The sequence below is a fragment of the Solwaraspora sp. WMMD792 genome, from assembly GCF_029626105.1.
In the GTDB taxonomy this organism is placed as follows: domain Bacteria; phylum Actinomycetota; class Actinomycetes; order Mycobacteriales; family Micromonosporaceae; genus Micromonospora_E.
The window spans coordinates 5,401,159-5,428,144 of sequence record NZ_JARUBH010000009.1 but is presented as its reverse complement, the minus strand read 5'-3'; the positions used below and the strand labels follow the sequence as shown (position 1 = coordinate 5,428,144).

Annotated in this window: 22 protein-coding genes and 2 pseudogenes; 15 read left to right on the top strand and 9 right to left on the bottom strand. The window is 68.8% G+C overall.

The annotated features are described in order from the left end of the window. Positions 1-224: 224 nt before the first annotated feature. Genes O7629_RS25295 through O7629_RS25285 form a run of 3 tightly spaced genes read left to right on the top strand, consistent with a single transcriptional unit; the run spans position 225 to position 4,764 of the window. On the top strand, positions 225-1,997 hold the full coding sequence (locus O7629_RS25295; RefSeq protein ID WP_278172260.1) for a condensation domain-containing protein: 1,773 nt from the start codon (positions 225-227) through the stop codon (positions 1,995-1,997). Beyond that, a complete protein-coding gene (locus O7629_RS25290) occupies positions 1,994-3,754 on the top strand; it encodes a condensation domain-containing protein (protein ID WP_278172259.1) in 1,761 nt (586 codons plus the stop codon). The genes O7629_RS25295 and O7629_RS25290 overlap by 4 nt, the downstream gene beginning before the upstream one ends. 2 nt (positions 3,755-3,756) lie before the next feature. After that, positions 3,757-4,764: an ABC transporter ATP-binding protein gene (locus tag O7629_RS25285; protein ID WP_278174679.1), complete on the top strand. Its 1,008-nt coding sequence runs from the start codon at positions 3,757-3,759 to the stop codon at positions 4,762-4,764. On the opposite strand, the gene O7629_RS25280 is transcribed toward O7629_RS25285, so the two are convergent. Both O7629_RS25280 and O7629_RS25275 read right to left on the bottom strand, forming a co-directional pair. Beyond that, complete coding sequence (locus tag O7629_RS25280; RefSeq protein WP_278172258.1) at positions 4,670-8,170, bottom strand: ABC transporter permease; 3,501 nt, start codon at positions 8,168-8,170, stop codon at positions 4,670-4,672. The genes O7629_RS25285 and O7629_RS25280 overlap by 95 nt on opposite strands. Further along, a complete protein-coding gene (locus tag O7629_RS25275) occupies positions 8,167-8,907 on the bottom strand; it encodes an ABC transporter ATP-binding protein (protein ID WP_278174678.1) in 741 nt (246 codons plus the stop codon). Before O7629_RS25275 ends, O7629_RS25280 begins: the two co-directional genes overlap by 4 nt. A gap of 580 nt (positions 8,908-9,487) precedes the next feature. On the opposite strand from O7629_RS25275, the pseudogene O7629_RS25270 reads away from it, so the two are divergent. From O7629_RS25270 to O7629_RS25240, 8 genes and pseudogenes are all read left to right on the top strand, one after another. Next, a pseudogene (locus O7629_RS25270) lies at positions 9,488-10,129 on the top strand (response regulator transcription factor); the annotation flags it as partial. 662 nt (positions 10,130-10,791) lie between these two features. Beyond that, positions 10,792-11,955, top strand: a complete 1,164-nt coding sequence (locus O7629_RS25265) for an amidohydrolase family protein (protein ID WP_278172257.1) — start codon at positions 10,792-10,794, stop codon at positions 11,953-11,955. Positions 11,956-12,106: 151 nt separating this feature from the next. Further along, a complete protein-coding gene (locus tag O7629_RS25260) occupies positions 12,107-12,904 on the top strand; it encodes a phosphatase PAP2 family protein (RefSeq protein WP_278172256.1) in 798 nt (265 codons plus the stop codon). Further along, a complete protein-coding gene (locus tag O7629_RS25255; RefSeq protein WP_278172254.1) occupies positions 12,796-13,539 on the top strand; it encodes a phosphatase PAP2 family protein in 744 nt (247 codons plus the stop codon). Before O7629_RS25260 ends, O7629_RS25255 begins: the two co-directional genes overlap by 109 nt. 33 nt (positions 13,540-13,572) lie before the next feature. After that, positions 13,573-13,698, top strand: a pseudogene (locus tag O7629_RS33660) (hypothetical protein); the annotation flags it as partial. A 244-nt stretch (positions 13,699-13,942) separates the two neighbouring features. Next, a complete protein-coding gene (locus tag O7629_RS25250) occupies positions 13,943-15,724 on the top strand; it encodes a glycosyltransferase (RefSeq protein WP_278172252.1) in 1,782 nt (593 codons plus the stop codon). After that, positions 15,721-16,368 carry a DUF998 domain-containing protein gene (locus O7629_RS25245; RefSeq protein ID WP_278172251.1) on the top strand — a complete coding sequence of 216 codons (648 nt, stop codon included), beginning with the start codon at positions 15,721-15,723 and terminating at the stop codon, positions 16,366-16,368. The genes O7629_RS25250 and O7629_RS25245 overlap by 4 nt, the downstream gene beginning before the upstream one ends. Beyond that, the gene (locus tag O7629_RS25240) at positions 16,359-17,066 is read left to right on the top strand and encodes a DedA family protein (RefSeq protein ID WP_278172249.1); all 708 of its coding nucleotides are present in this window, start codon (positions 16,359-16,361) and stop codon (positions 17,064-17,066) included. Before O7629_RS25245 ends, O7629_RS25240 begins: the two co-directional genes overlap by 10 nt. 298 nt (positions 17,067-17,364) lie before the next feature. Here O7629_RS25240 and O7629_RS25235 read toward each other — a convergent pair whose 3' ends face one another. The 3 genes from O7629_RS25235 to O7629_RS25225 all read right to left on the bottom strand — a co-directional run bounded on the left by O7629_RS25235 (position 17,365) and on the right by O7629_RS25225 (position 19,985). Next, the gene (locus O7629_RS25235) at positions 17,365-18,816 is read right to left on the bottom strand and encodes a HAMP domain-containing sensor histidine kinase (protein WP_278172248.1); all 1,452 of its coding nucleotides are present in this window, start codon (positions 18,814-18,816) and stop codon (positions 17,365-17,367) included. Then, the gene (locus tag O7629_RS25230; RefSeq protein WP_347403693.1) at positions 18,813-19,505 is read right to left on the bottom strand and encodes a response regulator transcription factor; all 693 of its coding nucleotides are present in this window, start codon (positions 19,503-19,505) and stop codon (positions 18,813-18,815) included. The genes O7629_RS25235 and O7629_RS25230 overlap by 4 nt, the downstream gene beginning before the upstream one ends. A 135-nt stretch (positions 19,506-19,640) precedes the next feature. Further along, positions 19,641-19,985 carry a darcynin family protein gene (locus O7629_RS25225; protein ID WP_278172246.1) on the bottom strand — a complete coding sequence of 115 codons (345 nt, stop codon included), beginning with the start codon at positions 19,983-19,985 and terminating at the stop codon, positions 19,641-19,643. Between the two features lie 40 nt (positions 19,986-20,025). Between O7629_RS25225 and O7629_RS25220 the strand changes: the two genes are divergently transcribed. Beyond that, positions 20,026-20,655 (top strand): TetR/AcrR family transcriptional regulator, encoded by a 630-nt coding sequence (locus O7629_RS25220; protein ID WP_278172244.1) that lies wholly within the window; start codon positions 20,026-20,028, stop codon positions 20,653-20,655. A gap of 471 nt (positions 20,656-21,126) precedes the next feature. Here O7629_RS25220 and O7629_RS25215 read toward each other — a convergent pair whose 3' ends face one another. Beyond that, positions 21,127-21,540, bottom strand: a complete 414-nt coding sequence (locus O7629_RS25215; RefSeq protein WP_278172242.1) for a type II toxin-antitoxin system Phd/YefM family antitoxin — start codon at positions 21,538-21,540, stop codon at positions 21,127-21,129. 126 nt (positions 21,541-21,666) lie between these two features. On the opposite strand from O7629_RS25215, the gene smpB reads away from it, so the two are divergent. Beyond that, positions 21,667-22,161 (top strand): SsrA-binding protein SmpB, encoded by a 495-nt coding sequence (gene smpB / locus O7629_RS25210; RefSeq protein ID WP_278172240.1) that lies wholly within the window; start codon positions 21,667-21,669, stop codon positions 22,159-22,161. A 158-nt stretch (positions 22,162-22,319) separates the two neighbouring features. Here smpB and O7629_RS25205 read toward each other — a convergent pair whose 3' ends face one another. From O7629_RS25205 to O7629_RS25195, 3 genes are read right to left on the bottom strand one after another with little or no spacing between them, the layout of a single operon-like run. After that, the gene (locus tag O7629_RS25205; protein ID WP_278172238.1) at positions 22,320-23,234 is read right to left on the bottom strand and encodes an NAD(P)-dependent alcohol dehydrogenase; all 915 of its coding nucleotides are present in this window, start codon (positions 23,232-23,234) and stop codon (positions 22,320-22,322) included. Then, positions 23,231-23,692: a cupin domain-containing protein gene (locus O7629_RS25200; protein ID WP_278172236.1), complete on the bottom strand. Its 462-nt coding sequence runs from the start codon at positions 23,690-23,692 to the stop codon at positions 23,231-23,233. The genes O7629_RS25205 and O7629_RS25200 overlap by 4 nt, the downstream gene beginning before the upstream one ends. A 14-nt stretch (positions 23,693-23,706) precedes the next feature. Further along, positions 23,707-24,660: a helix-turn-helix domain-containing protein gene (locus O7629_RS25195; protein WP_278172234.1), complete on the bottom strand. Its 954-nt coding sequence runs from the start codon at positions 24,658-24,660 to the stop codon at positions 23,707-23,709. 70 nt (positions 24,661-24,730) lie between these two features. On the opposite strand from O7629_RS25195, the gene O7629_RS25190 reads away from it, so the two are divergent. Next, a complete protein-coding gene (locus O7629_RS25190; protein ID WP_278172233.1) occupies positions 24,731-25,156 on the top strand; it encodes a hypothetical protein in 426 nt (141 codons plus the stop codon). A gap of 431 nt (positions 25,157-25,587) precedes the next feature. Next, positions 25,588-26,922 carry a peptide ligase PGM1-related protein gene (locus O7629_RS25185; RefSeq protein ID WP_278172232.1) on the top strand — a complete coding sequence of 445 codons (1,335 nt, stop codon included), beginning with the start codon at positions 25,588-25,590 and terminating at the stop codon, positions 26,920-26,922. The last annotated feature ends 64 nt before the right edge of the window (positions 26,923-26,986 follow it).

Sequence of the window (26,986 nt, the reverse complement as noted above, 5' to 3'; positions counted from 1 at the left end):
AGAAGAAAAGATTGAAGCGTTCGATAGTCATTCATGACAGACAATATAAGAGCTTGCCGGCAATTCGTCGCCAAACCCTCGGGAATCCATACCGAACGGGACGTACGGGCCGGGTTGACTCCCGGGGGCGGATAACAATGGGGTTTTCCCGACTACCGACAACGGTGCCGTGCGGGCGAGGGTGGGGCGGCAGTGACGTGGACCGCCGACGCACGGGAGGCACGATGTCCAGTCCCACGCTGGCCGACCGGATGGAGATCGCGTATGCCGGCCTCCGAGCCGGTGAAGGGCCTCTCACCTGCGGTCAGAGAAACACCTGGCAGTGGATGCGGGCAGACGTGTCCAACCCGATGGCCACGCTTCAGTGGAAGCTACCGCTGCCATCCGGCACCCCCGCAGCGGACGTTGTGGATGCCTTCGCCATCCTCCTCGCCCGGCACGAGTCGCTGCGTACGACGTTCCACGAAGTCGACGGGGAGATGCGTCAACGCGTCCTGCTCAGCGGGGTGCTCGCGGCCGAAATCTACCAGGTCAATACCTCTGTCGACCCGAATGTGGTATCTCAGGGGATGATTGATCGGCTCCGCGAGAAGCCCTTCGACTTGGCCAACGAACTGCCCGTACGTTTGGCGATGGCACTGTCCGGAGATAAGGTGGTTTCGGTTGTTGCGATCTATTCCCACATGGCAGTCGATTATGGAAGTATGGCCATTCTGGGCCGGGAGTTCGCCGAGCTGATCGGCACCGTCGGCAACCGCTCGGTCGGGGCAGCCCGACACCAGCCGCTCGACCAGGCGGCTGAGGAGGCCTCGCCGCGCGGGCGGCGCCGGGCCGACGCGGCCCTGCGGTACTGGACCGGGCACCTGCGCCAGGCGCCCCAGTGTCTGATGGCGTTGCCGCCGACCGGCGGCAGGGAGGACGGCCCAGCCAGTGCAGCCCTGCGCTCTCCCTCTGCCGCTGCCGCCCTCGACCGGATCGCCGCGCGGACCCAGGCCGGACCCGTGGCCGCCGTGCTGGCCGCGTTCTCGGCCGTGGTCTCGGTGCGAGTCGACCAGTCCCGCTGCGTGTTTGCCTCGCTGTCGAGCAACCGGTTCACCGCCCGTCTGCGCGACTACGTCGGCACGCTGGCCCAGGACGGCCTCGTGGTGGTGGACGTGGCCGGACCGAACTTCGACGACCTGGTCCGGCGGACCGGTGCGGCCATGCTGCGAGCCAACCGCAACAGCATTTTCGACGTGGCCGATCTGGTGACACAGGCCGTCAAGATCAACAAGGAACAGGGCATGGACTTCAGCCGGGACTGCGTCTTCAACAACATCAGCGCCCACCTGCCCCCGGGTGCCGGCGAGGCGGCCAATGTCCAGTTGCCGGCGTTGGATCCCCCCGACCTGCGCTGGTCGCCCATGTCCGGGGCCGGCGAAAGCAGCCTCACCTGGACGCCGACGCCGCCCTTTCCCAACCGCCTCGTGCTCCAACTGATCAGCGTCCAGCCGGCCGTCGTGCTCGGTCTCAGCACAGGCGACGCCCGACACGTACCCCGGTCCGAAATCGCCGGACTGCTGCGGGGGATGGAACGTGTCCTCGTCGCCGCCGGTGCCGGGCAGGTGTGTCTGGCGGACGTACCCGAGCTCAGTGGGCTGACCCCGGTGCCCCGCGACAGCGACTGGGTCCGGGTGGGAGTCAGTTGGGTGCAGCTCAGCGGAGTCCAGGCACTGCTACGCGAGGCACTGGAAACCCCGGCCTACGCGAGCGCCGAACCGGACGGTGACGGGCACTTGCTCACCGCCCACCTCGTCGCCGCCAACGGGGTTCGGACCCCGCGCCAGGCGCATGCGGCGTGCATGGCTCGCCTCGGCGGCCGGTACGCCGTGGTCGCCCCGCACCGCTACGTCCTGCACGACTCGGCTCCGGCCGACCTCACCGACCTGGCGGCCTGGCGTACCCGGCCGGTGCTGGCCAGCGGTGACGGCCGCGCATCCACGGAGGTTGACCAATGACCGCCCCGAGCGAGACCGTCCGGACCGTCCACCTGCGGGTCGACGGCAACCGCGAGGCTCAGGGCCCGCTGACTCTGGGCCAGGCCAACACGTTGCAATGGATCTCCGCCCTCTCCGACGACCATTTCCTCAGCCTGGTTCAGTGGATCTTCACCGTGCCGGCGGGGACCTCACTGGAGCGTGCCTGCGCCGCCCTTGCCGCGCTGGTTCGGCGGTACGAGTCGCTGCGAACTACGTACCACGACGGGCCGGACGGTGCGGTGCAGCGTGTGGCGGGCACCGTCGAACTGTCAATCGAGGTACACCAGCGGCCGGCACAACCCGACAGGACGGCGCTGCCCCGGGAGTTGATCAGTCGGCTGCGCGAGCGCCCGTTCGACCTGTCCAGGGATCTTCCACTGCGGTTCGCCGTGGCGGTCGAGGGGGATCTGGTGCACGCGGCGGTCGCGGTCTACTCGCACATGGCCGCCGACTACGTGAGCTTGACCGTGCTGGGCGAGCGCTTCACCGAGCTGCTCGCCGGGTCCGCGACCGACGAGGACGAGCCGCCCCACCAGCCGCTGGACCGGGCCGCGCGGGAACGGTCGCCGCAGGGCCTGCGGCAGGCCGACGCGGCGCTGCGGTACTGGTCGAGCATCCTGTGGCGCCGCCCCCGCTGCGTGCTGCCCCTGCGCGCCGCAGGTGCCGAGTCGTCGGCGCAGGACGGCGGCGCGACGACGCTCGCACCGCGCAGCGCGGACCTCTACTCGCCACGGGCAGCCGCAGCGCTGGACCGGATCACGGCACGTACCGGTGCAAGCCGGGCCATGGCGGTGATCGCCGCGCTCGCCGCAGTGCTCGCCACCCGGTGCGGCCAGCGGCACGTCGTGCTCTATTCCCCCGCCGCCAACCGGCTCGGCATGCGACCCCGAGACTATGTCGGCACCGTGGCGCAGGACGGTCTGATCAGCGTTGAGGTCGACCAGCCGGACTACGACGCGCTGGTGCGGCACACCGGAACCGCGCTGTTGCGGGCCAACCGGAACAGCGTCTTCGACGCCGACGCGCTGCAGCGGGAGCATGACCACATCGCACACGAGCGGGGCATGCCGATGATCCGTGACGGCGTTTTCAACAACATCTCCGGCAACGCCCCGCCGGACCTGCCGAAGGTATCCACAGCAGAGACCTTCATCGACTGGTGGACACCGGCCGGTTTCACCAATCTGCTCCTGTTTCACCTGGTACGGACCGAGCAGGCGCTGATCCTGGAACTCATCACCGGTGACAACAGACACCTCCCCGACGCGGAAATGGAGGCGCTGCTGCTCGGCACCGAGCGGGTACTCGCCACGGCGGCCACCGGCAACGTCCCGCTGGACGACGTCGGCGACATCGCGGGCATCGAGCCGTTCGCCCGCGACGGCGACTGGCACTTCGTCGACCACAGCTGGATCCAGCTCAGCGAGGTCAACCGGGTGCTGCGGGCGGCGCTAACCGGACCTGCCCGGGCCTTCGTGGTCGGCGGGGACGAGCCCGACGGCGCGACGATCATCGCCCACCTGGCGGCTGCGGACGGGATCACCGACCCCGCGCAGGCACACCTGGCCTGCCTGCGACGGCTCGCCGACTCATACACGGCGATCACTCCACACCACTACGTCCTGCACCCGGGCGCCCCCGCCGATCCGGCCGATCCGCAGGCGTGGCGGGAGCTGCCAGTGCTGGCCGAGGGCAACGGCCGGTCCGCGGCGGCGGGAAGCGAGGCAGGGACATGACCATCATCGAGGCGAACGGGCTTACCCGTACGTTCCGGGCCGGCCGGCAGAGCGTCGCGGCGGTCCGAGGGGTCGACCTGCGGGTCGAGCCCGGCGAGATCGTCGGATTCCTCGGGCCCAACGGTGCCGGCAAGACCACCACCCTGCGGATGCTCACCACGCTGCTGCGCCCAACCAGCGGCACGGCCCGCATCGTCGGCGCGGATCTGGCCACAGCCCCCCGCGAAGTACGCCGCCGGATCGGGTACGTGGCCCAGTACGGCGGTACCGACCCCAACGCCCTGGTGAAGGAGGAACTGTTCCTACAGGCGCGCCTCTACCGGATCGCCGCCGCACCGGCGCGACGCCGGGTGGCCGCCCTGCTCGAACAGTTGGACCTCGGCGGGCTGGGTGCCCGGTCGGTCGGCTCGCTGTCCGGCGGACAACGCCGCCGCCTGGACATCGCGCTGGGCCTGGTCCACGATCCGCAGCTCGTCTTCCTCGACGAACCCACCGCCGGCCTGGATCCGCACAGCCGCAACAACCTGTGGGAGCACACCCGCCGGCTACGCGACGACAACGGCACCACCGTCTTCCTGACCACCCACTACCTCGACGAGGCCGACGCGCTCTGCGACCGGATCCTCGTGATCGACCACGGGCGGATCGTCGCCGAGGACACCCCCGCGAACCTCAAGCGTCAGTTGGCCGCGGACATGCTGACCGTGGAGGTGACCGGTGATCCGGACGCCGGCCAGCGGCTCCTGGCCGGGTTGCCGGGCGTCCGACAGGCAGCGGTGACGAGCGCGGGCGATATCCAGATCATCCTGGCCGACGGCGAGCACGGGATCACCGACGTGATCACCACCCTGTCCGGCGCTGGCTTCAACGTCCGTGCCCTGCAACTGGCACGTCCCAGCCTGGACGACGTTTTCCTCAGCCTGACCGGCCGGGAACTGCGCGACGACCCGCAGGGCCGGCCTTCACCCATCCCGACCGCCGAGGGGGCGGATCATGTCCCTGCTCGTTGACATCATCCTGGTGTTCCAGCGCCACCTGCGCATCTCCCTGCGCAACCCGCTGTGGATCGCCATCGGGCTCTCCCAACCGATAGCCTTTCTGGTGCTCTACGGCCCGTTGATGACCAGCACCCTGTCGATCACCGGCGTCGCTCCGGAGCGCGCCTGGCAGACGTACGTGCCGGGGGTGCTCGTGCAGCTCTGCCTCTTCGGCTCCGCCTTCGTCGGATTCGGTGTGATCGCCGAGTGGCGCGGTGGGGTGATCGAGCGATTGCGGGTCACTCCGGTGAGCCGGGCGGCGTTGCTGCTCGGCCGGGTGCTGCGGGACGTCGCGCTGCTGGTGGTCCAGGCGGTCCTGCTGATCGTGGTGGCGCTGCCGCTGGGTCTGCGCGCGTCGGTACCGGGGGTACTGGTGGCTCTCGGCGTGGTCACGCTGCTGTCGCTGGGCCTGGCCTGCTTGTCCTGCGCTCTCGCGCTGACCGTGAGGAGCGAGGACACGCTGGGGCCTACGCTCAACACCGGCCTGATGCCGCTGTTGCTGCTGTCCGGGGTGCTGCTGCCGATGTCGTTCGCCCCCCGCTGGCTGGACCTCGTCTCCCGGCTCACCCCGTTCCGGTACATCGTGGACGGGATGCGCAGCGCGTTTCAGGGCGAGGTGCTCAGCCTGACCGTACTCTCGACGGTCCTGGTCGCCCTGGCGATCAGCGTCCTGTCGGTGCTGCTCGGCGTACGGACCTATTTGCGGCTGGGTGCCTGATCCGGTCCTGAAAGTCGGCGGTTCCAGATCCCAGACCCCTACTGATCTCGCGCGCCCACAGGGACCCGAACCCCTGACCTTCTGATCCGTAGGGTCGCCCGGTCCAGGCGCAGGACCTGCGGCATCAGCGGTCCCGGCCGGCCAGCTGAGCACGGGTACCCGGGATACCCGGAACGCGGGCCACGCCGCGGCTGCGACGCCGGCTGCGACCGCGACGACGAGCGTTGCCGCGAGGCGGGGCCACGGTACGACGACGGATGGGATCTCCGCGCCACCGGCGACGTCGATCAGCGCCCAGCCGAGACCGACTGCGACGGCGATGCCGATCGATGCTGCCACGAACGACAGGAGCGCCACCTCGAGCCGCACGATCCGACGCAACTCGCGGCGAGTCGTGCCGACCGCTCGTAGCAGCCCGAGCTCCCCGGAGCGTTCATGGATCGCGAGCGCCGTGGTGTTGGCGACCCCGAGCAGCGCGATGAAGCCCGCGAGGAGGAGCATCCCGTCGATGAAGTTCCGGAACGCGGCGATTCCGCTCCCGCTGCTGACGACGTGTTCCGACCGAGTTTCGAAGAACGACCCGGGCGTGGCTCGGACCAGCGCCCGCACGTCCTCGTCGGCGTCTGCGCCTACTCCGTCGGCGAGGTCGACGAACAACCGAGCGTCGAGCAGGCGACCGACCAGGGTGTCGAGTGTCCGACGGTCGACGAAGTACAGAGGGGCCTCGAAACCGCCGGTGCTCCTCGCGACCACGGCGACGATCGGCGCCTCGAGTGTCGAGCGTTCGAACTCGATCACGAGGGTGCCGCCGAGCAGCGTCGGGTCGTCGCCGACCACGGCCACGCCCCCCTCGCTCAGGTCGGCGAGGTCGCCGGCGATCGGGTCGAGGTCGAACGTGGTGGGCAGTGTCGTCGGGTCGATGCCGCCGATCGCCTCGGCTTTGCCTGCCACGATTCCTTCGGTGACGGACAGCGCAGCGACTGCGTCGACGTCGGGCAGCTCTGCGATCCGGCCGGCCAGGGTGGGGTCGATCGTCGCGAAGTCGGCGGTCGCCGACGTGACCACCACGTCCGCCTGCAGTCCGTCCCGAACGTCCGTCCCGACCGCGCTCGTCAGTGAGCTCGCGAAGACCGCGAACATCGTCACCATCGCGGTGCCGAGCATGAGCGCGAGCGCCGTCGACGCCGATCGACGAGGGCTCGCAGCCAGGTTGCCCGCTGCGATCGAGCCACCCACACCGGCGACGCGGCGGGCCACCCGAGCGCTCCCACGCGCTGCGGCGGTCACGATCGCCGGGCCGCACAGCACGAGCGCCGGGACGATGAACGCGACGAGCATGACCCACGTCGCGTTCGAGCGCACCACAGCGACAACTCCTCCAGCGATCGCCACTGCGGCGAACACGAGCCCGCTCGCGGTTCGCGCCGGGCTCACGAGCCGGGGTTCCGCCGCGCTCTCGCGCAGCGCCTCGATCGGCGGCGTCGCCGCCGCGCGGCGAGCCGGGATCCATGCCGAAAGGATCGTCGCGCCGATACCGACGGTCGCGGCGACCGCGATCGAGGTGGTGCTCACGATCGACGGCCCAGTGAGCAACGTGATCCCGGAGAGTCCGACGAGCCAGCGCAGCGCGCCCACTCCCGCGACCCCGCACACGAGGCCAACGAGCGTGGCGATCGTCCCGACGAGCGCCGCCTCGATCACCACTGCGCCGAGCAGTTGGCGTCGTTGCGCACCGATCGCCCGCAGCAGCCCCGATTCCCGCCTGCGGCGGGCGACGGTGAGCGTGAACGTGTTGAAGATGATCGTCACACCGATCAACACCGCGACCACGGCGAAGGCCAGAAGGAACACGGTCAGGAACTGCAGCGGTGACGTCGCGGCGTCCTGCATCGTCCGGATGTGGTCGGGCCCGTCGATGACCTCGGCATCAGTCAGCGCTGACAATCGGTCGAGCACTTCGGCGTGGTCAGCGCCCTCCGCGACGTTGACGAGCACCTCCGTCGGCGCTGCGGCGTCGAGCCAGGCGGACACCGCTGCGTCGGGCAACAGCACCGTTCGCTGCAGCGGCGCCGCGTCCGCCGACGCGAACGTCGCGACACCGGTGATCGTCGCGTCGTGTATCCCCGTCGTGGTCAGGACCTGTACGACGTCGCCCGGAGCCAGGTCTGCGTCACCGGCGAGGGACCGATCGATCACGATCTCGCCGGCCTCGATCGGCTCTCGCCCGCTCGTGAGCCGGAAGGGATTGAGCGCCGGGTCGGCGACCCAGTTGCGACCGACGTCGCTCGCCGTACCGGTTCCGACTGACGATCCGTCGACGACCAGCTTCGCGAAGCCGACCCATTGCGAGGCTGCCCCGTCGACGCCATCGACCGTAGCCACGCGCTCGGTGATGTCGGGATCCAGTGATCGCTGAACCGACCTTTCCGGATCTCCGGGCCCTCCGCCGGGCTCGCCGAGGACGACGCCCTGCACCACGGCGTCCGTCCCGGCCAACGCTTCGGCGATGTCATCGGCCGCTCGGCCACGCATCGAGTCGGACAGCACCAGCGTCGCGACGAGGAACGCCACCGACAGCGTGATCGCCGTGCCCGTCAGCACGAAGCGACCTCGACTCGCGAGCACGCTTCGAGCCGCACTCCGTATCATCATCTGGCTCATCGCGCCAGACCCTTCATCACGTCGATCACCGAATCGGCCGACGGGTGATCCATCACGTCGTGCACTCGGCCGTCGACGACGAACACGACGTGGTCCGCCCAGGCAGCGGCGTTGGGATCGTGCGTGACCATCACGATCGACTGGTGATGCAGGTCTACTGCTGATCGCAGGAATCCGAGGATCTCCTGGCCGGACCGGGTGTCGAGATTGCCGGTGGGCTCGTCGGCGAAAATCACCTGAGGCTGGGCGACCAGCGCTCGGGCGACGGCGACTCGTTGTTGCTGCCCACCCGAGAGCTCCGTCGGCCGATGACGCATGCGATCACCGAGGCGCAGCAGCGACACGACCTGATCGAGCACCGCGGCACTCGGCCGGCGCCCGGACAACGTCATCGGCAGGCAGATGTTCTCCTCGGCCGTGAGCGTAGCCACGAGATTGAACGCCTGGAACACGAACCCGATCCGTTCTCGGCGAAGCCTGGTCAACTCGCGATCGTGAAGGGTCGACAAATCGGTGCTGCCGACGAATGCGCGGCCCGACGTCAGTTGATCCAGCCCGGCGGCGCAGTGCATCATCGTCGACTTTCCCGAACCCGACGGGCCCATCACAGCCGTGAACTTCCCGGTGGGGAACGCGATGGTGACGTCGTCGAGCGCGACGACGGCCGACCGGCCGGAGCCGTACCGCTTGACGGCACCGACGAGCGTAGCCGCAGCGTCATCAACACTGGCTGACAGCGCGCTCGCGGACTGCCGGTCGACGACCGTGGAATCTGGACGTGAGGACACGAGATCTCCGATGAGTGATTGGTCAGGGTTCACACGGTGCTCCGTGGAACCGGATACGGCGAGCGATCTGGGTTGGTAGCCGGCGCGTGCTGTCCCTGTTCACAGTGCCGGCGAGACGCCCTGCTTCATTCATACCGAGCGAACCTGAGGCGACCGTTAATGCGCAGCTCAGGCCGGTGGCCGAACCAGGTGCCCAGCGCATTCATCAGCGTGGTGGCGTCGGGTGACTGCCCGGTGGGGGCAAGGCCCAGGCGACAGAGCACCAGGTCCTGCTGGTGGTGGAGGTAAAGATTGCTCCGGTCACCCAGACGTGTGGGAGTACGACGTCGAGCAGGCGAACCGTACGTCACTGGCTTTAACAGTCGTCTCAGGTTCGCTCGGTATGAAGTGGACATCGCCGGGCGACGCGGGTCTCGGCCTCGGCGGCATGGCCGAAGGCGCTGCTCTCCGGCGGCACGGTCAGCCCCGGCCCCGGCCCCGCACCGGACGGCGGCTGGATCGTGCACGCGACCCGGAAAGGCAGCCATTCATGATCACTGTGCTCGTGGTGGAGGACCAGCCGCTCCAGCGCTTCGGGTTCCGCATGCTGCTGGAGAGCACTCCCGACACCGAGGTCGTCGGCGAGGCCGAGAACGGCGCCGACGCCGTTCGGCGAGCCACTGAGCTGCATCCCGACGTGGTGTTGATGGACATCCGCATGCCGGGCGTCGACGGGATCGAGGCCACCCGGCGCATCGTCGCCGCCGGTGGACGTTCGCGGATCCTGATCCTCACGACATTCGACGTGGACCGGTACGCGTTCGCCGCGTTGCGGGCCGGGGCGAGCGGTTTCCTGCTCAAGGACACCCGCCCGGAGGAGCTGCTCGCCGGCATCCGGGCCGTCGCCGCCGGGGACGCGGTGATCGCGCCGGCGCTGACGCGGCGGCTGCTCGACGCGTTCGCCGACCGGCTCGACGATGACCTCTGCGGGCCCACGTGGGAAGATCCCCGGCTGGACTCGCTGACCGACCGGGAGCGCGAGATCCTCGTCGCCATCGGCCACGGCCTCACCAACGGCGAGATCGCGCGACGGTTCACGCTGTCGGAGTCGACGGTGAAGACCCACGTCGGGCGGGTCCTCGCCAAGATCGGCGCACGGGACCGGATCCAGGCCGTCACCCTCGCCTACGACCTGAGAATCGCCCGGCCGAATAGCGCTTCATCTCGCGCGTCCGTCGAGGGCACGGCCGTAGTTCCCAGCCGCACCGCACCGCACCGCTCCGGGCGGGTCCGCTCTGCGTGATCGATCGCTCCGCTGCCGGGTCCGCGGGCAGCCGCCACCGCCGCGACAGACGGCCCGTCACCCTGCCCGGAACCAGGCCACATCAATCAACTATGAACCGCTCCGCCAGGCAAAGGAGGCAGCGTCAAGCGCGAATCGAGGCTATTGGACGTACGCGCGGTGAAGGTAGTACCGCGGTACCGCCTCCCTCCCGAGATTGACGACCGTGGTACGACGAGATACGACGGAACAGGTCCTAGAGTTCAGGATACGAAGAGACCAGGTTCGGTTCGGCCCAGATATTCCCGGAGGAGTACCGACTGCCTACCGCTGGCGGATGGCGATCCGTGCGTTCTCGTTCACAGCCGAAAGGCATCTCCTAACTAAAGGGACATGTACTGAAGCACTCGCCACCACCTGACCTCTGGTCAGCAACGGGCCGGCCATGTGGCGCCACGCCCGCGCACCGTCAAACTCCGCGCGGAGCTGTCCTGACCCTTGAGGGCGAACTCCTCGGCCTGTTCCACGAACTCACCGACCCGCACTACCGAAACAGCAAAGGAGCACATGGCATGAGGTCGATCAAAGAAGGCGTAGCGAAACCGTTGATGGGGCGCCGCGGATTTATCACTCGCGCGGCTGCAATCGGCGCTGGCGTTGGATTGTCCGGGACGGCGCTCGCGTCATGCACCGACGACAAGGAAGACTCGGAAACCTCGCTCAGCGAGAAAGACATCGCGCTTCGTGACCAAGATCTGAAGTTCATCGGCACGGAGGAGACCTTTTCGACTCCCACGTTGTTGCAGCTGAACTCCATCAATAAGGATCACATAGCGTTCCTTGAGGAAATTGGTCTTTCGGATCTAGGCGAGCGCCGTATCGGCGATATGGACGAGGGGGGGCTTGATGTTCAAATCCTCTCTGCTCATACGCCGTCCGTACAAAACGTCCCTGGGCAAAGGGGCATCGACCTTGCCTATAGTCTTAACCGGCAACTTGTGGACGGTCCAATCGCCAGTTATCCGGGCCGCTTCCAGGCTTTCGCCACCTTGCCCCTGCAGAGCCCGGAGGCGGCGGCGGACGAACTGGAACGCTCGGTTAAGCAAGACGGCTTCTTGGGCGCACTGACCAACGGACACATCGCGAAGAAGTATCTCGATCATCCCGATTTTGAGCCTGTGCTGGCACGTGCCGAAGCTCTCGATGTGCCGATCTACCTGCATCCCGGCTACCCAGCTGACGAGATCTTCCAGATCTACTACAGCACCACACGGTCCAAATACACGGAAGAGTACCAGGACTACATTTTCAGTGGGTCTGGATATGGCTGGCACCAGGAGGTGTTAACCCAGTGCATTCGGATGATCGCGTACGGGGTTTTCGACAGATTCCCCAAACTGAAAGTCATCATCGGCCATATGGGCGAGGGCCTTCCCTTCTACTACGAGCGGATCGTCGGGGACATGGGCGAGCCGACCGAAGACTCACTCGAGAAGCCCTTCGGGCAATACTTCCAGGACAACTTCTGGTTCACAACCAGCGCGTTCTTCCAAGATAATCTGCTCCATCTCTTGCTGAAATACATCAGCGTAGATCGAGTGATGTTCGCAACCGACTATCCCTTCGCGGGCATCAAGGAAGGGACCGACTGGTTTCGGGCAGTCAATCTTCCGCGTGAGGACAAGGAAAAGATCGCATTCCGAAATGCCGAGAATCTGTTCGGCATCAAGGTCTAACGCATCGGGGTCTGGTTGAGGTATTCCGCTTGTTCAACAGCGGTGACTCTGGCCCCTTCGCCGCCCGCATGTCAATTAATCGTGGTCTCAGATTCGCTCGGTACGAAGTCGGCATCGGAAAGCGATGTAGTTCGTACCTGGGAGGCTGTTGATGGCAGTCGACGCGGCGCCGTCCGGGGAAGTGCCGCCCGGTCGGTCGGCCGGCCGGTGGGTGCCGCTGCTGGTGGTCGGCGCGGTCGGGTTCGGGTTCGGGCTGCTGGTGCTCCTCGTCCGGCTGCACCTCGAACCGGTGATGAGCGTGGACCGCGGTGTCGTCCGGGAGCTCAACGAGGTCGTGTCGCCCCGGTTGTATCTGGTGAACGCGCTCACCGGGATAACCCGGCTGGGCGGGTGGCCGGTCATGCTCTGGTTGGTTGGCGTCGCCGCGGTGCTGCTGGTGGTGCGCCGACGGTTTCACCTCGCGGTCTACCTGCTGGCCACCGCCACCGGCGCGCTGCTGCTCGTCCCGTCGGTGAAGTCGCTGGTCGGCCGGCTGCGCCCGGTGGTGGAGGTGCCGGTGGCGGCCGCGTCCGGCAACAGCTTCCCGAGCGGGCACGCGCTCGGCTCGATGGTCGTCTACGGCGCCGTGCTGCTGGTGTTCCTGCCCGCAGTGCGCTACCGCAGGCTGTTCATCTCGGCGGTCGGGCTGATCGTGTTCGCCATCGGCGTCACCCGGATCGCGCTCGGCGTGCACTACCTGACCGACGTGCTGGCCGGCTGGCTGCTCGGCGCACTGTGGCTGATTGTCACGGCGTACGCGTTCCGGTTGTGGCGGCGGGAGGCGGGACGGGACACCCGGTGGTGCCGCTCGACGAGGGCCCGGAGCCCACGGCCGCCGAGGCGATCAAGCCGGCGCCTGACTCCAGCCGCCCGGTCCCGCACTGGTGGGTCAAGGCGGCCGAGATCCTGACCGGCTGGGTGTTCACATTCGGCATCCTGTACGTCGTCGGCTACCTGCTGAAGAACTACACCGAGAGCACCTGGCTGGGGCGTTTCGACGACGGCGTGGTCCGGTGGCTGCAGGCGTTCCGTACGCCCGCCCTGGACGACGTGAGCTGGGTGTGGAGCAAGGCCGGCGACACCCACGCCATTCTGGCCATCTCGCTGGTCTTCTGCCCCATCGCGCTGGCCGTGTGGCGGCAGTGGCGACCAATGGTGTTCGTGGCGCTTACCATGGTCGGCGAGCTGACCTTGTTCCTGTGCACTGCGGCCGCTGTCCAGCGGGACCGCCCGCCGGTGACGCAGCTCGACGACCCGATGCCCACGTCGTCGTTCCCGGCCGGGCACATCGCCGCCACGATGTGCATCTGGGTGACGATCGCGGTTCTGGTCATGGGCCGGGTGCGCAGCCGGTGGCGCTGGCTCGCCGTGGTGCTCGCGGTGGTCATGCCGGCCGGCGTCGCGCTGTCCCGGATGTACCGTGGCATGCACCAACCGACCGACCTGCTCGGCGCCGCGATCCTGACCGCGCTCTGGGTCGGCCTGCTGTGGTGGGTGCTGTGGCCCACCTCAACCCCTCTTTACGAGCCCCCCGCAGCCTGTTGATGCACGTGCACCGTCACCGTCCGTACGGACCAGGTCGACGTCGACGCGTTGCTCATCCGGCCGGACGGCTGTGTCGCCTGGGCCTTGTCTGCCGGGCAGGACCTCGACGTCACCGGGCTGGTGCGTGCGCTGGGCACCTGGCTCGGCCACCCGATCTGAGCAGCGCATTAACGGTTGCCTCAGGTTCGCTCGGTAGGAGTTAGGCGTCAGACAAAGCGATGTGACCCGTATGTAGGGGGCTAGTGATGGCAGTCAACGCAGCGCAGCCCGGGGAGGCACCGGCTGGTCGGTTGGCCGGCTGGTCGGTGCCGTGGTTGGCGACAGGACTCAGTACCACGGAGCTACATCGGTCGGCCCGGCGTAGGGACGACCGATGTGGAACCCTCGGCCAGAGCTTCTCGGCATGGCAGTGACACAGGCCGTGCTCGATCACCCCTACCTGCTGCTCGGTTTCTTCGTGCTGATCGAAGGGCCGGCCGCGACGATCACTGCGGGCACCCTGGTCGGCGCCGGCGCAGCAGCGTTCTGGCCGATCTGGGTGATCGTCGCGCTGGCCGAGGTGGTGGGCGACAGCCTGCTCTACCTCGTCGGCCGGTCGGCCCGGCGGCCCTGGGTGGCGTCCCTGCTGAACAGGCTCAAGGCGACGGCGCTGCTCGACCGGCTGGCCGGGATGTCACTGCCTCGGCTGGTGATCACCGCCAAGCTCGTCGACGTCTTCGCCCTCCCGGCGTTCGTGTCGGCAGGGCTCGCCGGGCTTCCGTACCGGAGATTCGTCGCCTGGGTGGGTGCCACCGCCGCCGTACGCGGCCTGGTGCTGATCGGTCTCGGCGCTCTGCTCGGTAGCCAGCTGTCCGGCCTGCTCGCACTGCCCGGCGGCATTCTCCTGCTCACTGCGGCCGTCGCCGTGCCGGTCGCTGTCTTCCACCTCGTCATGAAGCGCTACCACCTACGAAAGGTAGCGCCACCGTCTACGAAAGGTAGTTGTCCCATGCGCATCCTCATCGGTGCCGACACCTACGCACCGCACGTCAACGGGGCGGCCTACTTCGCCCAGCGCCTGGCCGTGGCACTGACCGCCCGGCACGAGGTGCACGTGGCCGCGCCGTCGACGGACACCCGCAGCCATGCCGGCATGTCCAGCGACGGCGTCGTCGAGCACCGCGTGCGTTCCTTGCCGGTGCCGGGCCACGCACCTTTCCGGTTCTGCCCGCCACTGGGACTGCGCGCGGCAGCCCGCCGGGTCCTGGACGAGGTCCAGCCCGACGTGGTGCACGTGCAGAGCCACTTCCCGCTGTGCCGAGCGCTGGTCGACGCGGCGCACGAGCGCGGCCTGTTCGTCATCGCCACCAACCACTTCATGCCCGAGAACCTGATCCACTACCTGCCCATCGGCAACGCCGGCCGGACGAGGGCGCACGAGTGGGCATGGCGCGACGCCGCCCGGGTGTTCGCCAAGGCAGAAATCGTCACGGCACCGACCCCGTACGCCGCGGCGCTCGCCGAGTTCTCCGGTGTCTCCGGGCCGGTCCTGCCCATTTCGTGCGGCATCGACCTCACCCGCTTCCGCGAGCAGGCGCCCGCGGCCGAGTTCCGATGGGCCTACAGCCTTGCGCACAAGCCCACCATCACGTACGTGGGCCGGCTCGACGCCGAGAAGAACCTCGACGTCGTGATGCGGGCGTTCGCGCTGGTGCGGGGCTCCCTCGACGTCCAGTTGCTCCTGGTCGGCACCGGGTCCGAGGACCGGACGCTGCGGTCGCTCGCCGGGGAACTGGGCGTCGCCGAGCATGTCACGTTCACCGGTTTCGTTCCTGACGAGGACCTTCCCTCCGCCTACGCGGCGTCGGCGGTGTTCGTCAACGCGGGCACCGCCGAGCTGCAGAGCCTGGTCACGCTCGAGGCGATGGCCAGTGGAAGGCCTGTGATCGGTGCCGATGCCGCAGCCCTGCCCCACCTCGTACGGGACGAGGAGACCGGCTACCTGTTCCCGCCCGGCGACGTTGTCGCGCTCGCCGAGCGACTGCTGAGGGTACTCTGCGATCCGAAGCACGCGGAAGAGCTGGGGCGCCGGGCCCGTGCCGTGGCCGAGCAGCACGACCAGGCCCGCACGGTGTCCGCGTTCGAGCAGCTCTACCAGCTCCGTTCGGCCCGTGAGGCGCCCGCGCCCGTCGAGGTCGCCGCATGACAGCGACGATCGTCCGGGCGGGCACCTCCCGCTGGTACCGCAACGTCCAGCTGAGCCTGGGCGTGGGCACGGCGGCCGGGACGGGCCTGCTGATGGTCGGCGATGTCGACCCGGTGGACGAGATGGTCAGCGAATCGATCCGGACCGTGCCAGGCGCCGTTCTGCTGGCCTTGGCGGCGTGTGGGCTCGCGGCAGCCGGCGCCTGGCTCCTGGCCGGCGCCCGGCGTGTGCTGCCACCGGCCTGGCCCCTCACCGTGCTGCTGTCGGTGTGGTGCGTGTCCCTGGTCGCGGTGGTGGTGTTCCCCACGAACCTGCCGGGGACCGAACCGGGCGTCACCGCCGGGGTGCACCGCATCGGTGCGGCGCTGATGGCGGCGCTGCCGCCGCTCTTCGCCCTGCTCATCGCCAAGCGGGCCGGGCACGGGGCCGACCCGGCCCGGGTCCGCTGGCTACGCGCGGCCGGGTGGTCCGCGCTCGCCGCGTGCGTCGCGTTCGCGGCGGTGAACGGGCCGGCGGTGCTGTTCGGCCAAGGCTATCTTCCGTTCGCTGGCCTGGCCGAACGGGTTCTGCTGGCGCTCGTGTTCGTCGTAGTCGGGCTCTGCGCCTGGGTGCTCGAAGGCGAGGAGCGGCCCCGATGGACCTGATGGCCATGATCGAGAACGCGATGGCCTCTCCGGTCATCTATCTGGCGATCCTCACACTGGCGCTCCTCGACGCGTTCCTGCCGTTTCTGCCGTCGGAGTCGGTCGTCATCGCGGCGGCGGTCTTCGCCGTGTCGGGCATCCCGTCGCTTCCGCTGATCATCGTGTTCGCCGCGCTGGGCGCCTTTGTCGGTGATCACATCGGCTACCTCATCGGGCGCTTGTTGCGCGAGCGCAGTCCGGGCGGCCGCCTGATCCGCGCCGCCGACAGGATCGCCCCGCACCTGCACCGCCGGGGCGGCGCCCTGATCATCGCGGGCCGGTTCGTCCCCGGCGGTCGCACCGCGATCGTGACCGCCAGCGGTGCCACCGGCTACCCGCTTGCCCGCTTCACCCTGTTCACCGCCATCGCCGCCGTCACCTGGGCCGGCTATTCCGGCCTGATCGGCTACCTCGGCGGCGCCGCCTTCGAATCCAACCCGACGCTGGGCCTGGCCCTCGGCCTCGGTCTCGCCCTGTCCATCACCGCGCTCGGCGAACTGTTCCGCTACGTGTGGCGCTGCCAGCATCCGATGCGCGCTGGTGGCCATGCTGACGCTGTTCCCAGCGGTGCTCGTGGTGCTTGGCAGGCGGAGTCTGCCGGCCATCCTGCGGTTCAGCAGGGCCGTGGAGGAGAGGCCAGGGCTGTGCGGACGGCATAGCGCCGCCATCAGCCGCCGCCGGTGGGTGGCGACGCTCAGCTCGCTCGGAATCCTCGGCGTGCTCGCCATCGGGCTGGCCGGCAACACCGGCGCACTGCGGGAACAGGACCAATTCCTGCGTCGGCGGGCCGAATGCGGAGAACCTCGACACCGAGGTGACCCCAGCCGCGACGGGTAGCTGGTGATCCCGCTGCTGCTCGCTCTCCTTCGGCGGCAGCGGGTGTTCCTGACGGCGCTTTGCGTCGACTACAACATCTTCCTGGCCAGCCGGGCCGCCCGGGAGGAGACCGTGGGCGGGTCAACGTACCGCGGTGTCCTCCCCGGCGGTGAGCCGCGCGATCGGGGCGGGCAGGGCTGCAACCGGAAGGTCGACCCGAAGTAGCGCGCCACCGCGTGCGGAGCGGGCGACGGTGGCCCGGCCGCCATGGGCGTCAACGACCCGCTGCACGATCGACAGCCCCAGACCGGATCCCGGCAACGCCCGGGCGCTGTCGGCACGGTAGAACCGGTCGAACACCCGCGGTACGTCGGCGGCGTCGATGCCCGGCCCGGCGTCGTCGACCTCGAGCACCGCCGACGCGCCCTCGGCCCGGAGCCGGACCTGGACCGGCTGGTCCGCAGGGGACCACTTGCCGGCGTTGTCGATGAGGTTGAGCACCGCCCGCTGGAGCGCAGCGGGACGGCCGCTCACCCACACGGAGGTCACGTCGAGCGCGACCTCGACGTCGGGCATGCGGGAACGCGCCCGGGTCGCGGCGGCCACCACCACGTCGGCGAGATCGAGCAGCTCGGTGCTCTCGTCGCTGACGTCGCCGCGCGCCAGGTCGGTCAACTCGGCGGCGAGGGTGCTCAACTCGGCCACCTGGGCGCCGAGATCGTTGAGCAGCCGGGTCCGGCTCTCCGCCGGCAGTGCGCTGTCCAGGGTGCCGCGCCGATCGACCCGGATCAGCAGCTCGACGTTGAGGCGCAGGCTGGTGAGCGGGGTCTTGAGCTCGTGGGCGGCGTCCTCGGCGAGCAGCCGCTGGGCCTGCCTGGAGTCCCGGAGCGCGGCGAGCATGTCGTTGATCGACTGGATCAGCCGCCGGATCTCCCCACCGCCTTCATCCGGAATGTGGGCGTCGAGATCCTGGGTGTGCGCGACACGTTCCGCGGCGGCGGTCAGCCGGTCGATCGGTGCCAACCCGGTCCGCGCCACGGCCCGCCCGACAAGGGCGCCGCCGACCACGCAGAGCAGTCCGATCAGCAGCATACCGAACCCGAACTGGTTGACCGGGCTGTCGTCGACGACGCGGGCCACCTGGACCGCGCCGTCGCCCGCCCGCAGCGTGTAGACGAGGTAGCCGTCCTCGTCGCTGTCGTCCGACTCCATCAGGTCGGCCAAGCCGCCCTGCGCTACGAGCCCGGCGTGCTCGCTGACCGGGGGCAGCGCGGGTTGGCCGGCCGGCGTCCGGGTCGACCCGTCGGGCAGGATGACCCGCACCAGCTGACCGGATCCGGGGTACGGCGATAGCGGTACCTGCGCCAGACCGGCGCGCTCCGCGTTCGTCGCCACGACGCGGGCATCGGAGCGTAGCTGATTCTCGGCGGTGTCCCGCAGCTGCCAGTCCAGCAGTTCGCTGGCTACCTGGAAGGCCATGAACACGCTGACGGCGATGGCCGTCGCCGCGATCACCGTCAGCCTGGTCCGCAGGGACCGCCGGCGCCACCATCGGGTCAGCCGACGCGGTTCCCGGGCCGCGTGCCTACTCACGGAGGAGTCTCCCGCAACGTGTATCCCAGGCCGCGCAGCGTGTAGATCAATCGTGGCTCACCCTCGGCCTCCATCTTGCGGCGCAGGTAGCTCACATATACCTGGAGGTTGTTGGCGGTGGCGCTCATGTCGAAGCCCCAGATCGCCTCGAACAGCGCTTCGCGGGTCAACACTCGGGTCGCGTTGCGTACAAGGACCTGTAGGAGGGAGAACTCGGTCCGGGTCAGGCGCAGCGCCCGCCCGCCACGCCACGCCTCAAACCTGTCGGGATCGAGCCGGACGTCGGCGAACGACAGGACCTGTGACTCCCCGTCGATCGGCGTACGCCGGCGCAACAGGGCCCGCACCCGGGCCAGCAACTCCTCGGTGGCGAACGGCTTGGGCAGATAGTCGTCGGCACCCGCGTCCAGCCCCGCGACCCGGTCGGAGACCTGATCCCGAGCGGTCAACATCAGCACCGGCAGATCCCGACCCGCCGCCCGCAACCGCCGGCAGGTCTCCAACCCGCCGAGGCGGGGCATCATCACGTCGAGGATGAGCAGATCCAGCGTCTCACCGCCGGCCCCACCGACCCCGTCGAGCACGGCAAGACCGTTGGCGACCGTGCTGGTGTCGTAACCCTCGACCCGGAGCACCCGCTCCAGCGATTCACGGATAGCCACGTCATCATCCGCAATCATGATCCGCACGTCGCCCCCTACCAGCCGATGCTTTCGCCGCTCATTGTCCCCGACCAACCTGAGACCAGGATTAGCGAGTCGCTGGGCACCGGCCAGACGTGCAGCAGGTTTGTGTCGACCTCGAACGCCGATGCGGCCATCGCCTCATCGGGTCACGTCCCGGTACCCCTCGACCAGGCCCGGCAGGATTCGCTCGACCCGGAAGTACGGCACCGTGAACATCGGCGTGTCGCGAATCCGCTCCCACAGCCGGTTCCAGCTCAGCAAATCGGGTGTCTGCGCGAGCAGGACATCGCTGCAGCTGGCCGTGAAGGACTCCACGTCGAGCCAGTGAACGTCGACCTCCGGCGCCGACGCGAGCACCGGGTGGACCTCGCGTTCCACGGTGGACTCACGCGTGGGCCGGTCGAGAGCCAGCCAGGCCGGCAGTGCCGTCAGCTCGACGACGACTACCCACCGAGCGGTTCTTGTAGCAAGTGCTTCAGGCATGCCTGGGACAATAACTGTAGCGAGTGGTACAGTCAAACCCGTGGCCCGACCCGCCGATGCCGCCAAGCGCGCCGAACTGCTGCGCCAGACCTTCGACTACCTCGTCGAACACGGTCTCGCCGACCTGTCCCTGCGACCGCTCGCGGCGGCGCTGAGCACCAGCTCGCGCATGCTCGTGCACTACTTCGGGACCAAGGAGCAACTCGTCACGCAGGCGCTGGCCGCCGTGCGCCCGGACATCGAGGCACTGATGGATTCGGCGGGCGAAGGCGCAGAGTCGTTGACTGCGCTTGCCCGCATGGTCTGGCAGGACATGTGCGGCGGCGAGCAGGAGCCACGGGTGCGGCTGCTGCTCGAGGTGATGGGCCTGGCGCTGACCCAACCAGACCAGTACGGCGCTCTGGCCGCCGCCGCCATCCACGCATGGGTCAAACCGGTGGCCCACGCCCTGCGACGGGCCGGCCTCAGCACCGCCCAGGCCCAGGCCCGCGCCACCGCCCTGGTCAGCGGGCTGCGCGGGATCGCCCACGACCGGTACCTCACCGGTGACCGTGCCCGCACCGACGCCGCGGCCGAGCAGATCATCGCCTTGGTCGTACCCCGCCGGCCAGGTAGTTCCGCTGGATCGGCCACTGGTCAGGAGGATTCACCTCACCGTGACCCGACGTGAGCGCCCGCCAACGTCGCCGCGCAGGCCCAGTAGACGCAGCCATCCCTCGTCGTCCGGCGCTGCCAGGCAGGGCACCGCGCACGGTGCGCCGTGTCGGCTCTTTCCGGATCAAGTTGCTGCTTGAGGCATAGGCCAACAGGCAGGCAACACGGTCGACGCCTCTCGGGGTGGGTCTGCGGCCAGGGTGACGGGAGCGGAGGTCGGGAAGGGGGGTTGCTGGCGGTCGTGGGAAAGTGCGATTACCTCGTCAGCGACCTGCCCACCGACCAGGTCACAAGCCCACTGCGACTTCAAGTTCCCCGCGTGTCGCAGCGCCCGGATCAGCTAATCGTGCGCGAAGGCCTTGGTGTTGCGCCGCTGGACCCGAGACTCAACGCCACGACCCTGCGGCTCGTGTCCGGATAATGGGGGTGGCCGCATTTCTTCTCCCGTAGCAGGGACTGGCCCGCCCAGCGACCCCGCCAACGCGTTTCATCGCCGCAGCAGGTCCATGTGCGCGGCCCGCAGCCGCGCCAGCGCCGGGTCGCTGGCCGACGGGATCCGCCGGTCAAGCTCGGCCCAGACCTCCGCGAGGGCGTCGGTCAGCACCCGCAGGTTGTTGGCGTGCTGGCGGGCGCTGCGCTGTCGCGTCTGCTCCAACCGGTGCGCCCAGCCAGCGGTGACCTCGGCGATCCGCCCCGCATCGGCGCGTGCCTGCGCGACGCTGCGCGCGGCGGCCGCCGGCACGATGGCGGCGACGGGGCGGGCGTCGCGGTCGTGCTCGATCACCGTGACGGTGTCGGTCAACTCGGCGAGCGCGACGAGTTGGGCCAGCCGGGTGCGGGCCTCACGCAACGACAGGGTCTGTTGCCGGACGTGCTCCGGATCCAGGGCGGGGGCAGCCATAGGGTCATGGTGCCCGCCGGGTACGACATTCGATGCGTACCTGGGTCCGGATTCTTGCGTCGAGCCTGCTTCATACCGCGCCCCGATACCCTTGTGGGGAGGCGCCGCAGCGAGGTGATGGTTTCCATGGGTAGGTCCGGCGAGGGCGGTCACCTGCTGGTGGCCACCAACAAGAGGGCGCGGCACGATTACCAGATCCTGCGCACCTACGAGGCGGGGATAGTTCTGGTGGGCACCGAGGTGAAGTCGTTGCGGGCCGGTCGGGTGTCGCTGGTGGACGCCTTCGCGCAGCAAAGGGACCGCGAAATCATGCTGCACGGGTTGCACATCGCCGAGTACGGCTTCGGGAGTTGGACGAACCACCAGCCCCGGCGTACCCGGAAGCTGCTCCTGCGTCGGGTGGAGATCGATCGGATCCTGGAACGCCTCCGAGAGGGCGGCCTGACGCTCGTACCGCTGTCGCTGTACTTCGAGAACGGTTGGGCGAAGGTCGAACTCGGCCTCGCGAAGGGCCGGCGCAGTTTCGACAAACGGCAGGCCATCGCCGAACGGGAGGCGGACCGGGAGATCGCCCGGGAGTTCAGCCGTCGACTCAAGGGCAGGCCCCGCCACCAGGGCTGACCACCCACGCCGACAGCAGCCAGCGAACATTGTCGGTACTCGCCCCAAGCCTCTCGACCTCGGCCGGCCGGCCACGTATCAAGGCTGGTGCCTGCAACGACCGCCTTCCGGTAGCGCCTCGCCACCTCAGGCCCGGACTGCAAGTAGCTCGGCCCGGTTCAGCTTCCGGCCATGGTGATGACCAGTTTGCCGCCCTTCGGGCGCTGGTCGCGCTCCAGCTCGGTCAGGGCGGGAATCGCCTCGACCAACGGGACCGTACGGGCGATGGGCAGGCGCAGGGTCCGGGCCACCTCCTCCAAATGGGCGGTCACCAGCCGGCCTGTCATGACCCGGAACGGGCCGGGCAGGACGCTCCTGATCATTTTCGCCGAGGTCGGGACGATGTCGACGATGGTTCCGCCGGGCTTCAGCAGCGTTCGGGCCGTGGCGAAGGGAAGCAGGCCGGGCGTGTCGAAGACGAGATCGAACCGATTGGCCAGGGCGGCCGGGTCGAAGCCGAAACCCACGACCGGGTCGACGCCCAGCTCGCGGGCCTCGTCGGCCGCGGCGTCGCGGCAGCTGCCGGAGACTGAGGCTCCCCGCGCCCGAACGAACTGGACGGCGGCCCGACCCACCCCGCCCAGGCAGCCGTTGACGAAGACCGCCTGCCCGGGACGGACCTCCGCCGTGGCCTGGTAGGCGGTCACGCCCACGGTCGGCAGCACGGCGGCCTGCTCGTACGAAAGGTCCACCGGCTTGAGCACGACCGCGCTCTCCGGGACCGTCACCATCTCGGCGAACGCCCCCGCCTGCCGGAACCGAGCCGCGCCGAGTACCGCGTCGCCGACCTTCAGGCGGGTGACGTCGGTGCCGACCGCCTCGACGACTCCGGCGAAGTCGTGCCCCATCGCCCGGGGGAACGAGCGACCGGTCATCAGCTTCATCTCGCCGTTGCGCATCTTCCAGTCCAGCGCGTTGGAAGCCGCTGCCCGGACGCGGACGAGAATCTCATTCGGACCCGGGCGCGCTGGCTCGAACTCCGCGAGCCGCATCACCTCCGGGCCGCCGTAGCGGTCGTACTGAAGGCGCTTCACGAGGCGTACTCGTCCGAGATCTCGGTGGCGTAGTTCTCCCACAGCGGTTTCATGGTCTCGGCGTTGACCGGCTGCCCGGAGTCGATCATGGCCTTGAAGTCGCGGAAGTACTGCACGTACAGGTCTGGCGTGAACGTGTTCAGCATGACCGCGTTTTCGTCGCCGACGTTGGCGAACGTGTGCGGCGCCCCGGTCGGCACGATGACCCAGGTGCCCGGCCCGGCGTCGTACTGCTCCTCGCCGACGGTGAACCGGAACGTTCCCGCCAGCACGTAGAAGCCCTCGTCGTGCTGGGCGTGGCGGTGCTGCAACGGGCTCGGGGTGCCCGGCGCAATGGTGACCTCGGCGAACCCCAGCCGGTGGTCGGTGTGCTCGCCGTTCTCCAGGATGCGGATCTGCTGCGCCCCGCTGCCGAGGATCTCGCCCTCGCCGGGGCGGACGATGTTTACCTTCGCCACGACTTTCTCCATTGCTATCGACTGCCTTGGTGACCACCATCCTGTTCCGGACCGGCCGTGCCCGTCCTGGTCGTGCGTGCACGGTTGTTGGTTACGAGTGCGCGGGCGTTGTAGCCGTACGTCGTCTTGAAGAGCTTGCTGAAATGGGTGGGATCGGAGAATCCCCACCGGGCGGCCACGGCGGTGACCGTACGTCCGCTCCCGGCCAGCTCGGCGCGGCAGCGCTCCAGGCGGCGGCGACGGATCAGGGCCGCGACGGTGAGCGGCTGGTCCTCGAACAGCTTGTGCAGCCGGCGTACGGAGATGTGGTGGGCGGCGGCGATGCCGGGCGGGGACAGATCGGGATCGGCCAGCCGGGCCTCGATGTAGCCGGCGATCCGGTCACGCAGCCGCTCGTCCGGGGCCGGTTGTTCGTCGCCCAGCCGGGCCTCCAGTGCGACCGCGATCAGCTCGATGACGGCCGCCGCCGACCGCAGCGCCTCCGCCTCGCGGAACTCGGTCGCCGACCGTACGGATTCGCGGGCCAACACGGAGACGAGAGCACCCGGACCGCGACTGCCGTCGATGCGTACGCCAATGAGCCGGTCGATCTGCGCGGGCCGAATCCGAAGCTCCCGGCGCGGAACCAGTATGGTGACGTGCGCCGAGGCGGTGCTCTCAAACCGCAGCGTACGCGTGGGATCGAGCAGCACCAGGTCGGCCGGCCCGAGTTCGGCGTCGCCGCGCCCCTGCTCGATCCGCGTCTGGCCCCGGGTCATCACCTTGATCGCCAGGTTCTCGCCGTCGGAGGCGTCGCGCTTCCGCCCGATGCAGGCGCTCTCGGGCGTGTCGAGGGAGACCAGTCGCAGCGGCCCGAGGTCTCGGGTGGCGATCCGGCCCCGGAAGTCGGCCCCGGCCAGCTTGTTGACCAGCGGCGGAAACCCGCTGGCGGCCAGCTCGCCCTGGAATTTCTCAAGGTTGCCGATCACCGGTCAACGATAACGGCGACACTTCCGCTCGGACACGGTGTTCGGCTGGGGTCACAGTGGCGCAGGTCTTGTGAACGAACTCGGCGGCTCGTGGAAGCCGCGAAATCCGTGTACCGTGCCAAAACTCGTCGCACATGTTGTGAGCTGGGAGTTCTCGGCTTGGGTCGATGATCGTCGGTATGGTCGTGCGGTTGCTGTACCTGGGGATGATCCGCCTGTTCAACGGTCTGGGATTGTTGATCCGCAGCGCAACCTCGCCTTCGACCTGGGCGAGCGCGCCAACCGGCTCCGATTCCTCATCCGCGACCGCGACGCCAAGTACACCACCGCCTTCGATGATTTCTTGACAACCGAGGGCATCACCGTGGTCAAGACCCCACCCCGGACCCCACAGGCCAACTGCTTCATCGAACGCTGGGGACGCAGCCTCCGCGACGAGTGCACCGACCACATGCTGATCTACAACGAGCGCCACGCGCACGCCGTAGTCGGCTGAGTACGTCGACCACTTCAACAACCACCGACCACACCAAGACGCCAGCAGCGGCCACCCAACCATGATCCGTCCGTCGCCATCCCCATCGACAAGCCCACACGCCGCCGAAGACGCCTCGGTGGAGTGATCAACGAGTACCACCGAGCAGCCTGAACTGATCTTCAAAACACCAGGTCACCGCCGGTAAACGAATTTTGGCACGGCTCACGATCAGACAGCTCAACTACTCGTGGCGCAAGTCGCGTCACTCATTGCTGTTGGCGGCGATGATTGATAGTCTGGCATCCGGAACTTTGAAAAATTGCCATATATCGATCTTCTGGGTTATGGCGGTGACCTGCCTTGTCTCCTGTCGCATGCTCGGTCGTCGGTCGATTCCGGTCAGCGGCGGAGCCGTGGCCGGACACGCCGCCGACGGCGATGGGGCGGTCATGACCACGCTGATCATCGGCAACAGCCGGACTTCGGAGATGATCGGTGATCTCGCGGCGCTGACCCCGGCCCAGCTCCGGGCCGGTGGCTGTGTCGCCCAGCGGATGCTCTGGTTTGCCCGGGACGGCGACGTGCTGGTCCTGCCGTTCGCCCCGCCGCCGGAGTACGTGAGTTACGTCACCGGCCTGACCGGTACCGACGCCGCCTCGCTCACCCTGATGGTCCCCCCGCCTGGCGGCCTCGGCTCGGATCTCCTCACCCCGGACCGGCTCACCGATCCCGGCTTCCTGGCGGCGCTCCGCCGCGCCCTCGGAGACGGGCCGCCGGGTGAGATCCTCGCCGTCTACAAGGATCTCTCCGTCACCGGGCTCGCCCGGGCGTTGGCCGCCGAGGCGGCCCTGCCCGGGTACCCGTTCAGTGCCCAGGCCGGCGACGCGCTGGTGAACAGTAAGGCCGGGTTTCGGGCGCTGGCCGCCGGAGCCGGCGTACCGATCGCCCCGGGCACCGTCGTCAGCGGCCTAGAACAGGCGATCGAGGCGATCACCGGTCTGTTCGACCGGGGCCACAGCGTGATGGTGAAGTTGGAGTTCAGCGGCGGTGGTTTCGGCAACGAGATCCTCAGCCGTACCGATGGTGTGGTGCCGGTGGGTGCACCCCGCGTGGTGGTGCTGCCGGACCGTTCCGCCGTGCTCTCCTATCTGGAGCGGCGCTGGGAGTGGCTCACCGCAGGGCGTGCGCACCGGCTGGTGGTGGAGCGTTTCTTTCCCGGCTCCACCACCGTCTACGCGGAGTTCCTTGTCGGAGACGAAGGTGCCCGGCTGATCGGCGTGGGTGAGCTGCTGATGGAGCCGGTAGCGGTCGGTTCGGTGCTGCCGGCGCAGACGATCGAGCCGGAGACCAGAGCGGAGTTGCTTGACGGCGCCCAGCGGCTGGTCGAGTCCCTGCGGGTACTCGGTTACCGGGGGGTGGTCAGCGCCGACGCCATCCACACCCAGGACGGGCAGGTGCTCTTCACCGAGACCAACTGCCGCCTCACCGGCTCCACCCACGTGCACCTGGTGCTTGACGGCCGCGTGGTGGACGCCGGCTACCAGGAGAAACGTGTCTTCCTGGAACGCGGTGGCTGGGTCGTGCCGTCGTTCGGGGCGGCCGTCGACCGGCTCGCCGTGGCGAATCTAAGCTACGACCCGACCAGCCGTACCGGGGTCGTGATCACCTCGAACGAGGTCGACGTGGGCGGCACTGTCGCCTGCTGCGCGATCGCCGAGGACCTGGCCGCCGCAGAGGAGATGCACCGCGGGCTGGGCCGCCTCTTCGTGGACGGCACGCCGTGACCGGCACCGTGCCGCCGGGGCGTGCCCGCCGCCACGGAGGCGGACCCGACCGGGCCGGGTCGGA